Raw genomic sequence first — 11647 nt, forward strand, 5'->3', positions numbered from 1 at the left:
GAGGTCCAGGCCCATCTGGCCGAGGTCTATGGCGCCGAAGTCTCCCGCCAGACCATCTCCACGATCACCGACAAGGTCATGGACGGCATGGCCGAATGGCAGAACCGCCCACTGGACCGCGTCTATCCGGTGATCTTCATCGACGCGATCCACGTGAAGATCCGCGACGGCGCCGTGGCGAACCGGCCGGTCTATGTCGTGATGGCCGTCACGGCCGAGGGCACCCGCGACATCCTCGGCATCTGGGCCGGCGACGGAGGCGAGGACGCGAAGTACTGGCTGCACGTGTTCACCGAGCTGAAGAACCGCGGCCTGGACGCCGTATTGATGCTGGTCTGTGACGGGCTCAAGGGCCCGCCGGAGGCGGTGGAGACCGTCTGGCCTCGCACGGGATCGCCTTCGAGGGCCGGCTCACCCCGGCCAACAGCTGAACCTCAATGATGGCCCTGTGGGGCTGGTCCGCCGACCTGTCATGATCATCTGGATGTGTTCCGTGATGGGAGGCAAGAGATGGCGCTACCGCTGCCCGATGGGCTGGCTACGCCGGCGCTCGTGGTCGATCCGGACGTTCTGGACAGAAACATCTCACGGATGGCTGATGCTTCGCGGTCTCGAGGGTTCGCTCTGCGCCCGCACGCCAAGAGCCACAAGTGCGCGCAGATCGCCGCCCGTCAGCTTCGAGCCGGCGCTCGCGGGCTGTCGGTGGCCACGATCAGCGAGGCCGAGGCATTCGCCCGGGTCGGCGTGGATGACCTGTTCATCGCTTACCCCGTGTGGCTCGATGCCGACAAGACGCAGCGGCTGCGCAGGTTGGCGGACGATTCTGCCCTGAGAGTCGGTGTCGAATCGGTCGAAGGCGCGCAGCGACTGGGCAAGGCCGTGCGCGGCAGCGCCCGGCCGGTCGAGGTGCTCGTCGAGGTCGACAGCGGGAGCCATCGCACGGGAGTACAGCCTCACGCTGCTGGTGAGGTCGGGAAGGCTGCCGCCGACGCGGGTCTGGATGTTGCCGGGGTGTTCACGTTCCCGGGACACGGCTACGGGCACGACGCGCAGGCGCGCGAGCGTGCCGCACGGGACGAGGAGCGCACGCTGAGCGAGGCCGCACAGGCGCTGCGGGACCTTGGGATCGACGTCCGTGTGATCAGTGGCGGGTCGACTCCTACAGTGGGGCGGTGGCAGCCGGGGGAGGTGAACGAGCTGCGGCCCGGTGTCTACGTCTTCAATGACGCCACCCAACTGGCTATCAGCACATGCGGTGTGGAGGATCTGGCGCTGGTTGCCGCGGCGACAGTGATCAGCGTTCCCGCCACTGACCGCTTTGTGCTTGATGTCGGTAGCAAGGTCCTCGGCTCCGACCGGTCGCCTTGGGTGACGGGCCACGGCTACCTGCCCCAGTTCCCGCAGGGGACCATCACCGGATTGTGGGAGCACCACGCCGTTGTCCGGCTTCCGGGAGGGGTGCGGGGACCACGCCTTGGGTCGCTGGTGACTGTCGTCCCCAACCACATATGCACGCCGGTGAATCTCGCCGAGGAACTCCTGGTCGTCCGAGATCGTGAGGTGATCGACCGCTGGCAGGTAACGGCGCGAGGTGCCAATACCTGAGCACCGTTTTGGCTTCGTTCACGTGAAGTAGCAGCGTTTGATCAGCGGTTTGGGCAGCGGCTGGTGATCTTGAGTGTTGCGGATGCTCACGAGAAATGACGTCACCGTGGTGCGGTGCCACCGGAGTGAGGCAGCGGCGGACCACGCTGTTGATCACCGGTCGTTAGACTCCCGTGGTTTGGATGGTGTCGGCGGACCGGAAGGCCAAACCATGGACGATGACCGCTGGGCCAGGTGGCCCGAGCCGCGGGCAGGTACGGATGCCGACATGCGGACGGTCATGGGCGCGATCCCGCGGGAGGTCAAGGACGGGTTCAAGTACAACGAGATCCCTTGGCAGCGGTTTCCGCACTTCTACGGCCCGGGCGAGGAGGTACCCGGTCGCCTCGCGACGCTCGCCTCCGGAGATGCCGAAGCCGCTGGCCGGGCCTTGGGGGACTTGTGGGAAAACCTCCACCACCAGGGCAGCACGATCGCGGTGGGAGCACTGGCAGTACCATTCCTGCTCCGGATCGCGACTACCGGGGTTCCCGGGCTCCGGGCGAGCACCCTTCGCCTGGTCGCCGAGATCGGACGATGCCAGCACTTCGGGGACGGAACACGCGAAGGCCTTCTCCAAGTCGCCGAGGATCCGCTGGAGGCGGAGGGCACCACGATGTGTCCGACGAACTGGACGATTCAGGCTGCTCGCGATGCCATCACGGACGACCTGCACCTCCTGTTCCCTCTTCTCCCCGACCCTGATCCCGATGTCCGCTCCGCGACCGCCTTCGTCCTGGCGGCGGCGACCAGCGACATTCCGCGCGTCTCCTCAGCCCTGCACCGCAGGCTGGCGGTAGAAGACGATCCGGTGGTCGGTGTGAGCTTGATCCTGGCGATCGCCCAGCTCGCACGCGAACACCAGGATGAACACGCTCGGGTGTGGGCCTGGGAGCTGTGGTCGGATCCCGGCCGATCGCCCGAGATCCGCATCGGCGCCGGCCTCGCCTGGCTGTGCCTGGTCGGCAACCCCGTCCCCGACGAGCTCCGAGCCCTCCTGACCGACGTGAGTACCGACCAATACAGCGACCAGTTCCAGCGGGTGCCGTGGCTTGGACCGGTCGACTTCAGTAGCGGACTGCGCCGCTGCATCCACGAAATGCTCACGCCCGATGTCCCCTGGCACAGCGTTTGAGGGACCTCCGCGAGAATGACGGAGGACCATCACGTTGGAGCCTTCAGCGGTCAGCCGGCCATCGCTGGTTCCTCGGCCCGCGCCCGCGTTGAGGCACTCGCGCATCTTCAGAGGGCGTTAAGTCCGTTTCTGGTAGCGGCCTCGTCCGGGTTGTTCGAGGAATCCCTGGCGGACGAGTCGTCCCAGGCGAGAGCGGGTGACGTTGACTGAGGGCTAGGGCGATGCCGGCTTCATTGTCGTGCGCGCTCGCGGCGAGGATCACCACACCGATGACCAGGCCCAGCACGTCGACGGCCAGTCCCCGCTTCCTGCCGGGCGTCTTCTTGTTCGCGTCCAGCCCCGTCGTCTCCTTCGGCACCCCGGCCGCCACGCGGACGGACTGGGTGTCGATGATCACCAGGGACGGGTCCTCTAATCGTCTGGACCGCTCCCGCACCTGGCAGCGCAGGATCTCCTGGATCCGCTGGTCAAGGCCGTCCCGGCGCCACAGGGTGAAGTAGTAGAACACCGCCGACCAGGCCGGGAGGTCATGCGGTAGAAGCCGCCACTGACAGCCCGTCCGGTTCTGGTAGAGCAGCGCGTTCACGACCTCGCGCAGGTCGCAGGAGCCCGGGTCCCCGGTCGCCGACCGCGCCACCCGCTCCTGCTTCCAAGCGGTGACCAGCGGCTCGATCAACGACCACTGCCCGTCGGACAAGTCGGTTGCGTACGGTATCCGTTCCATATCCGCGACCCCATCATGCACACGACACGACGCGGTCGTGGAACCGTCCCATCACCCACGAACGAGCGACACCACATCACCAGGAACGGGACTTAACACCCTCTGAAGTGACAACCAACCCAAAAATGCAAAGTCAGCCTGCGCAGATCCGGGCCGCACAGACCAACACGTCTTCATCCCGCAGCTCAGAGCCGGGTCCCGATGCAGCAACAATCGGGACGGGACACCCAGCTTGGCCGCCGCCGACCACCACCACATCCACGTGCTGCGTCACGGGGCCGTCGTCACCGCGCCGGCAGCGAACTTCTTGCGCCGGGCGAGCGCGACGTAGACCAGGCCGATCAGCACTGGTACTTCGATGAGCGGGCCGACGACTCCGGACAGGGCCTGGCCGGAGGTGACGCCGAAGGTGGCGATGGCGACCGCGATGGCCAGCTCGAAGTTGTTGCCCGCCGCCGTGAACGCCAGCGTTGTGGTGCGGTCATAGGCGAGACCGAGGCCCTTGCCGAGCAGGAAGGTGCCGAAGAACATGACCGCGAAGTACACCAGCAGCGGCAGCGCGATCCGGGCGACATCCAGCGGCTGCGAGGTGATCGTCTTCCCCTGGAGGGCGAAGAGGATGACGATCGTGAACAGCAGCCCGTACAGCGCCCACGGGCCGATCTTCGGCAGGAACTTCGCCTCGTAGTCGGTCCGGCCCATCTTCTGCTCACCGACGCGGCGGGTCAGGAAGCCGGCCAGCAGCGGGATGCCGAGGAAGATGACGACGTTCAGGGCGATGTGCCAGACGGACACGTCCAGGCCCTGGCCATCACCGAGGTTCATCCAGCGCGGCAGCAGGTCGAGGTAGAACCAGCCCAGCAGGCCGAACGCCAGGACCTGGAACACCGAGTTCAGCGCGACCAGGACGGCGGCGGCTTCGCGGTCGCCGCACGCGAGGTCGTTCCAGATGATGACCATGGCGATGCAGCGGGCGAGCCCGACGATGATGAGGCCGGTGCGGTACTCGGGCAGGTCCGGCAGGAAGATCCACGCCAGGGCGAACATCACCGCCGGGCCGACGATCCAGTTGATGACCAGCGAGGAGATAAGCAGCTTGCGGTCGCTGGTCACGCGGTCGAGCTTGTCGTAGCGGACCTTGGCCAGGACCGGGTACATCATGACCAGCAGGCCGAGCGCGATCGGCAGGGAGATCCCGCCGATCTCGATCTTCGCCAGCGCGTCGTTCATGCCCGGGATGAGACGTCCCAGGCCCAGACCGACGGCCATGGCGAGCAGGATCCACACCGCGAGGTAGCGGTCGAGGGTGGAGAGCTTCTTGACGATCGAGTCGTCCCCGGCCGGGCCGGCACCTTTCGGAGAGGCGGTGGTGGGCTCGGTGGAGGTCACGGGCAGGCCCTCTTGTTCTCGGCAGCGGTACGGGCGGAGGCGGCCAGCGCGGCGAACTGCTCGGACAGCCCGGCCAGGACGTCGGGCTTGAGCTTGAAGTAGGTGAACCGGCCGCAGGGCTCGGTCTCCACCAGGCCGGCCTCGCGCAGCACCTTCATATGGTTGGACAGGTTGGTCTGCTTGGCTCCGGTCTCCTCAACCAGGTGCGTCATGCAGAGCGTCTCGCGCGCCAGCAGGGTCACGATCTTCAGGCGGAGCGGATCGCCCAACACCCGGATCACATCAGGATCGACTGAAGTCAGCATCCCCTGATACTGTCACATCACCACGCGCTGACACCAGCGCGGGCTGACTCATTGGGCGCGTCGAAGGAGTCCCCGTGTCCGCCTCCTCCCTACCCCTCCTGCCCGACCAGCGCCTGGCTGCCGGAGTCGCCCGCCTCGCCACCCGGCACGCCGGCCGCTTCTCCGCCGAGACCGTCCAGGCGCTGCTCACCGACTCCTACAGCCTGCTGGCCTCCACCGCGCAGGTGCGCACGCGCCTGGTCGTGCTGGCCGAACACTTCACCGCGGAACGCCTGGACGGTCTCGCTCACGTCGAGGGCGGCCCCGGCAGCGGGCTGCCGCGCGTGCTGTTCGTCTGCAGCCACAACGCAGGCCGCTCCCAGCTCGCCGCCGCCCTCCTTCAGTACCGGGCGGGCAGCCGGGTCACCGTGTCCTCCGCCGGCACGCACCCCGCGGCCGAGGTGGAGCCGTTCATCGCGCAGGTCCTCACCGAGGCCGGCGTCGACGCCGCCGGGGCGTTCCCCAAGCCGCTGACCCATGAGGTCGTCAGGGCCGCCGACATCGTCATCACCATGGGCTGCGGCGACGCCTGCCCGGTCGTGCCCGGCCGCCGCTACCTGGACTGGCCCGTCGCCGACCCCGACGCCGCCCCTCTCGCCGCCGTCCGCGAGATCCGCGACGCGATCGACGCCCACATCACCGAACTGCTGTCCTCCCTGCCCGCCTGAACCACCCGCTGGTCCCTTCGTGAAGGAAGGAAGAACCCATGTCCACCGCCCCGCTCGCCTCCGTGCTCTTCGTCTGCGTCCACAACGCCGGCCGTTCCCAGATGGCCGCCGGATTCCTCAACCACCTCGCGGGCGACCGGATCGAGGTCCGCTCCGCCGGATCCATCCCGGGCGACCAGGTCAACCCGGCCGCCGTCGAGGCGATGAAGGAAGTCGGCGTGGACATCGCCGACGCCAAGCCGAAGATCCTCACCACCGAGGCCGTCCAGGCATCCGACTACGTCATCACCATGGGCTGCGGCGACGCCTGCCCGATCTTCCCCGGCAAGAAGTACCTCGACTGGGCCCTCGAGGACCCGGCCGGCAAGGGCGTCGAGTCGGTGCGCCCCATCCGCGACGAGATCAAGACCCGCATCGAGGCCCTGATCGCCGAGATCGACGCCAAGCAGGAGGCATGAGCAGCGTGAGCGGTACCAGTGACGGTGTACGCGAGGTCATCGTCATCGGCTCCGGCCCCGCCGGATACACCGCCGCCCTCGACGCTCAGCGGTCAGGCCCCCACCCTCCGGATAACGCATACCACCGGCATACCGCAGGGATCACAAACCGTCACCACCCGACGACAACCCGAAAACGTCAGTAGCCTGCGCGAATGAAGCGGATTCAGCGGGCCGCTGGCGCGGTCGTCGGCTCAGCCGTGGGTGACGCCCTAGTTGTTCCGTCCTGGGAGGTTGTGGACGGGTGAGCCAGATCTCGGCGAGGGATCTTGAACAGGTGAGGGCCTTCCGGGTTCGGTGTGGATTGCGACGTCTACACCAACCAGAAAGGCCCTCGTGTCCCACCGTAATGCACCCCTGACCGAGACCGGTCGCCTGCGCCTGGCCCGCTGCGTGGTCGAGGACGGCTGGCCGCTGCGGCGGGCAGCCGAGCGTTTCCAGGTCTCGCCGACCACGGCCCAGCGGTGGGCCGACCGCTACCGCACGCACGGCGAGGCGGGCATGGCCGACCGCTCCAGCCGGCCGCACCACAGCCCTGGCCGCACGCTCACCCGCACCGAGCGGCGGATCATCAAGGTCCGCCTGCTGCGCAGATGGGGGCCGGCCCGCATCGCGCACTTCCTGCGCCTGGTGCCCTCGACCGTGCACCGCGTCCTGACCCGCTACCACCTGGCCCGCCTGTCCCATCTCGACCGGGCCACGGGCCGTGCCGTGCGCCGCTACGAACGCGACCGGCCCGGCGAACTGATCCACGTCGACATCAAGAAACTGGGCAACATCCCCGACGGCGGCGGGCACAAGGTCCACGGCAGGGCCCAGGGCAACCGCAACAGCTCCGCACACCGCGACCCCACCCGGCCCCGCACCCGCCACGGCCGCCCCAACCTCGGCTACAGCTACCTCCACACCGCCGTCGACGACCACTCCCGCCTCGCCTACAGCGAGATCCTCACCGACGAGAAGAAGGAGACCGCCACCGGCTTCTGGCAGCGGGCCCACACCTTCTTCAGCCAGGCCGGGATCACCGTCGAGCGGGTGCTGACCGACAACGGCTCCTGCTACCGCTCACGCGAATGGCGCGAGGCCCTCGCAGCGGCCGGGATCACCCACAAGCGAGCCCGGCCCTACCGACCGCAGACCAACGGCAAGGTCGAACGCTTCAACCGCACGCTGCTGGAGGAGTGGGCCTACGCACACCCCTACCGCTCAGAACAGGAACGACGCGAAGCCTTCCCCGACTGGCTGCACACCTACAATCACCACCGCGGACACATCGCGCTGAAAGGGCCACCACCCGCCAGCCGCGTCCCCAACCTCACGGGTCAGTACAACTAGTTGGCGCCGAATGTCGATGAGAGATGGCACTCTGTACGGGTTCCTGGACCGGTCACATCACCGCAGCCCTCGACCGGCTCACCCAACTGCCCAACCCTGGCTGACCAGCGGATTCCCCGTCCCTTCGACAGCACCTCAACACCCGGAGCAGTGGAATCCGGCGCCACCCCGAGGCGACACTCGGGCCCTCAGCCTGCACAACCTCAGTCCACGGCACGAAAACGGTCCACCGACTCCGTCGGCGGACCGTCACGAAACTTCGAGGTGCGGGGCCGGCCCTATTGCACCTTCGGGACTATTCAGCTGATCCAGCACTCCGGAACGCCGTTCCGGTCGTCGCACTTTGCATCCTGCAGGTTCGTAATCTTGGTCCAGACCCCCGCCGCGTGCCAGGCCCGGGTGGAGAAGGTCATGTAGTAGCCCCGGTCGTTGAACGTGAAAGCGTCAACGTCGATGTTCCCGCCCCCGCGGTGGCGGCCCGGTGCTAGGTACTCCTGGTCACACCGCGCGTGCCACCACGAAGGGGTGGAGCCGCCATCCTTGTTCCACACGTCGCAGTAGCCCGACCTTCCCGTCCCGAGGGTGGTGGTGATGTGCATCCCCCAGGGCGTGAGGTTCGTGACCTCCCCGCAGGGGGTCAACGTGCCGCAGTCGCCCATGACGGCCGCAGGAGCTGGTGCTGAGGCCTGAGCAGTTGGGCTCATTGTGAGCGCGCCAGCACAGCTGACTGCCGCAGCGGCCAAAGCAACTGCCGCCCGCATCTTCGTTCTCATTGTTCCTCCACTGATCTGGGCCAAGCCCAACGCTTGTCCCTGCCGAAATTTGAGCGTTCGAGGAGTACGCTGCCTATCTCAACCCGATCATCGACCACGGCGAGACACCGTCGATCGACGCCAACCCCTGGATTTGAACCCAATCCAAAGCGGTGCCAATTCCCGCTGAAAGGTGCCATGTCTCGCTGAGATTCTCAGTGGGCTGACACCACGATACAGCTCTGGCAAATGGGATTTCGAACCGTATCCACCAGAGGCTGCATCCTCGAACTGACGGCAGGGCTGGGCAGGTCACCACCAGGAAGTTCACCCACCAGAAAGGCTGCTGCAGACCCGGAAGTACACGGCGTCGCGATCGTTATAGCTGCCCGAATACGCAGAGTTGTAGACTGTGCCGTCCTCGGAGCGCTGCAGGTAGCTATACGACGGCAGCGTGGCTACCCCATTCAACCACCACTTCCCGTCGTAGTCATTTCCGTCCCAAACCCAGCTCTTGCATATCGGCAGGCTGCCCCCACTTACCGTTATCGTGGTACATCCCTGTGCCGCCGACGCGGATGATGTGAGCCCCACGGTCACGCCCGCAACGACGGCGACTGTCACACAATTGGGGCAATTGCTCGCTTCACGCGCCCCCTTGTCTACCCGCCAGGGCTCCAGAAGTCCTGGCTGAGGTCAACTACGCGGATCCTACGAGTGCAGCCCAACTATCGAATAGGTAGATTTTCGGCCAATCAAGCCCATGGGTGCCGAGTCGATATAACCTGTCATGCCTGTTGGTCTACTTGACCTCGGTTCTGCAGGGCCGTGAGCGTGTGACTTAAGATTTTCATGATCGGCCTGAGTTGGCCAGATTCACGGCAAGGGTGACTTCCGCAAGGTCGGCAGCCCAGATGGTGACAGTTCTCGCTGAAAAATGTCAGGTCTCGCTGAGAATCTCAGGCAGGCGGAGCGAGCTCAGGCAATACGGCGTAAGGCACGTCAGGACGACCGCAATTGCGAGCGGATGGAGGACTGGAGCCCCCCGATGGAAGTGCTCGAGGAGAACTTCCGCGCCCAATGGGCCGAGGAACACCAACTCGTCTGGGCCGCGCACCAGCTTGAACGGTGGGATGCCCGTCTACGCCGCGAGCGCGGGCAGGAACCCCGCAGGGAAGACCCCTTCCTGAAGGACGTACGAGACGCTCTGGAGCACCTGGACGAAGTTGACTTCGCCCAGGACCAGGCCGATCCCCCTGTTCTCGCGAAAGGAAAGGAGTACATCGGGCGCGCCATCAGAAAGCTGCCAGGCGGCGCTCTCGACCTCCACCTGTCCCAAACTGCTCTGGTGGGCGGCATCCCCCCACAGGCCATCGAAGCGCGCGCCCTGGAAGCGGTGCGGGCCGTGGAGCAGGAGCTGGAACAGGAACAGCGTGAGCAGCACGCCGCGTTCGTCTACGCGGCCGAGCACGATCCAGAACTACGGGACCTTGTGCAACAGATCGCCGACTTCTACGCACACGCCGAACGCCTGATAGGCCCGCCTATCGCGAGCGGAGGCAACCTGACCCCGACAACGAAGGGGGAGGCAACCGCTGCGAAACCTTCGCCCGGTACGACCAGCGTGTCCGGGTCAGGGGACGACTGAATGAGATGTGCCGCTTCTATGACAGTCAGCAGTCACTGACCAACCCTCCACCACGACCCCGCCGCAGGCTGACGACCTGACCGGCAAGAGCGCCAGACGGACACGATCTGAGCTGCCTCGAGTTTCGTAGAGTCCGATCTTGATTGGTTCAGGCGGACTGCGGGATCTGCTCCTGGCTCCGCCAGAAGGCTTCCTCGTACTCGGCCGGCGGCACGTAGTCGAGCGCGGAGTGCAGACGCTCCTCGTTGTACCAGGTGACCCACTGGAAGATCGCCCGCTCGACCTGCTCGACGTCCTTCCAAGGTCCCTGCATCTCGATCAGCTCGGCCTTGAAGGTGCCGTTCGGGCCTAGGTCATCGCGTTGTCGTAGCTGTCCGCGACGGACCCGACCGACGCGGAGGCACCAATGTCAGCGAGCCGGTCGGTATACCGAATTGATACGTATTGCGACCCGCGGTCGCTGTGATGTATCAGCCCGGAGTCCTTCTTGATCCGACGCCGCCACAGCGCCGTCTCCAGTGCCTCCAGCGGGAGCTCGGTCCGCATGTGGTTCGCGACCTGCCAACCGACGACCATCCGCGAGTACACGTCCAGGACGAACGCCACATACGCCCACCCCGACCAGGTGCGGACATAGGTCATGTCCGCCAGCCACAGCTGATCAGGCCGCGAGGCGGTGAAGTCGCGGTCGACCAGGTCAGGTGGACGCGGCGCCGACGGCTCCGCAACCGTGGTCCGGCGCCGTCGGCCACGGATGACGCCCTCCAGGCCCAGCTCGGCCATCAGCCGCTCGACGGTGCAGCGGGCCACTTCGACGCCCTTGCGCCCCAGGGCCCGCGTGATCCGGCGGGCGCCATAGGTCCCGCCCGACTCCGCGTGGACCTCCTCGATCAGCGGCATCAACTGCTCGTCGCGGAGCCGGCGGGCCGACTTCGGCCGCTTCTTGCGGGCGAAGTACGTCGACGGCGACAGGTCCAGCACCCGGCAGACGGGATCGACCCCGAGGCCGTGTCCACGCAGCTGGTCGATCACCTGCTCGGCCTCGTCCGGGGACGGTCGATCTCCTGGGCAAAAAACATCGAGGCGGCTTTCAGGATCTCGTTTGCCCGCCTCAACTCAGCATTCTCCCTGCGAAGTTGCTTCAGTTCGTCGAGCTCGGCGGTGGTGAGCCGGTCGCCCCGCTCGCCACGGTCGGCCTCGGCCTGGCGGACCCAGCCGCGCAGGGCCTCCTTGTGGATGCCCAGGTCCTTCGCCACGTGCGCGATCGGGCGGCCGGTGGTGCGGACCTCGCGGATCGCGCGCTCGCGCAGTTCATCCGGATATTTACGGGGTGCTGCCATGGTGCTGGTGGTTCTCCTTCGCCAGGACCGTAACCCTGGCATCGGGGACTCCACAAATCTCAGTACAGCTCAATGAGACGTGGCGGATGGTGTGGGCACCCAGCACCGAACCCGGCGCGGTCCCGATCACGCCATGTGACACCCGGCCGCCCTGGTGACCGCCGCCAGCAT

At 66.5% G+C, this 11647-nt stretch carries 9 protein-coding genes and 3 pseudogenes; 7 read left to right on the forward strand and 5 right to left on the reverse strand.

Translation table 11 applies throughout. The annotated features are described in order from the left end of the window. The 3 genes and pseudogenes from ABTX62_RS37395 to ABTX62_RS37405 form a co-directional block, all read left to right on the forward strand. A pseudogene (locus ABTX62_RS37395) lies at positions 1–384 on the forward strand (IS256 family transposase); the annotation flags it as partial. Between the two features lie 126 nt (positions 385–510). Continuing rightward, positions 511–1605, forward strand: a complete 1095-nt coding sequence (locus ABTX62_RS37400) for an alanine racemase (RefSeq protein WP_352120357.1) — start codon at positions 511–513, stop codon at positions 1603–1605. A gap of 211 nt (positions 1606–1816) precedes the next feature. Further along, positions 1817–2779: a hypothetical protein gene (locus ABTX62_RS37405; protein ID WP_352120358.1), complete on the forward strand. Its 963-nt coding sequence runs from the start codon at positions 1817–1819 to the stop codon at positions 2777–2779. Between the two features lie 214 nt (positions 2780–2993). Here ABTX62_RS37405 and ABTX62_RS37410 read toward each other — a convergent pair. The 3 genes and pseudogenes from ABTX62_RS37410 to ABTX62_RS37420 form a co-directional block, all read right to left on the reverse strand. After that, positions 2994–3503 (reverse strand): annotated as a pseudogene (locus tag ABTX62_RS37410) (transposase); the annotation flags it as partial. Positions 3504–3773: 270 nt separating this feature from the next. Further along, a complete protein-coding gene (gene arsB, locus ABTX62_RS37415) occupies positions 3774–4892 on the reverse strand; it encodes an ACR3 family arsenite efflux transporter (protein WP_352120359.1) in 1119 nt (372 codons plus the stop codon). After that, positions 4889–5197: an ArsR/SmtB family transcription factor gene (locus ABTX62_RS37420; RefSeq protein WP_145830475.1), complete on the reverse strand. Its 309-nt coding sequence runs from the start codon at positions 5195–5197 to the stop codon at positions 4889–4891. The genes arsB and ABTX62_RS37420 overlap by 4 nt, the downstream gene beginning before the upstream one ends. Before the next feature lie 74 nt (positions 5198–5271). Here ABTX62_RS37420 and ABTX62_RS37425 point away from each other — a divergent pair, with 74 nt between their 5' ends. The 3 genes from ABTX62_RS37425 (at position 5272) to ABTX62_RS37435 (ending at position 7736) form a co-directional block, all read left to right on the forward strand. Further along, positions 5272–5904: an arsenate-mycothiol transferase ArsC gene (locus ABTX62_RS37425; protein ID WP_352120360.1), complete on the forward strand. Its 633-nt coding sequence runs from the start codon at positions 5272–5274 to the stop codon at positions 5902–5904. Positions 5905–5942: 38 nt separating this feature from the next. Then, positions 5943–6362 carry an arsenate reductase ArsC gene (locus tag ABTX62_RS37430; RefSeq protein ID WP_071281927.1) on the forward strand — a complete coding sequence of 140 codons (420 nt, stop codon included), beginning with the start codon at positions 5943–5945 and terminating at the stop codon, positions 6360–6362. A 375-nt stretch (positions 6363–6737) separates the two neighbouring features. Beyond that, on the forward strand, positions 6738–7736 hold the full coding sequence (locus ABTX62_RS37435) for an IS481 family transposase (protein ID WP_352120361.1): 999 nt from the start codon (positions 6738–6740) through the stop codon (positions 7734–7736). A gap of 299 nt (positions 7737–8035) precedes the next feature. Here ABTX62_RS37435 and ABTX62_RS37440 read toward each other — a convergent pair whose 3' ends face one another. Beyond that, a complete protein-coding gene (locus ABTX62_RS37440; protein ID WP_352120362.1) occupies positions 8036–8335 on the reverse strand; it encodes a hypothetical protein in 300 nt (99 codons plus the stop codon). A gap of 1201 nt (positions 8336–9536) precedes the next feature. On the opposite strand from ABTX62_RS37440, the gene ABTX62_RS37445 reads away from it, so the two are divergent. Continuing rightward, positions 9537–10136, forward strand: coding sequence for a hypothetical protein (locus ABTX62_RS37445; protein WP_352120363.1), 600 nt, complete (start codon positions 9537–9539; stop codon positions 10134–10136). A gap of 148 nt (positions 10137–10284) precedes the next feature. On the opposite strand, the pseudogene ABTX62_RS37450 reads toward ABTX62_RS37445, so the two are convergent. Then, a pseudogene (locus ABTX62_RS37450) lies at positions 10285–11476 on the reverse strand (IS3 family transposase). Between the last annotated feature and the right edge of the window lie 171 nt (positions 11477–11647).

This window comes from Streptomyces sp. NPDC096046, from assembly GCF_040303285.1.
In the GTDB taxonomy this organism is placed as follows: Bacteria; Actinomycetota; Actinomycetes; order Streptomycetales; family Streptomycetaceae; genus Streptomyces.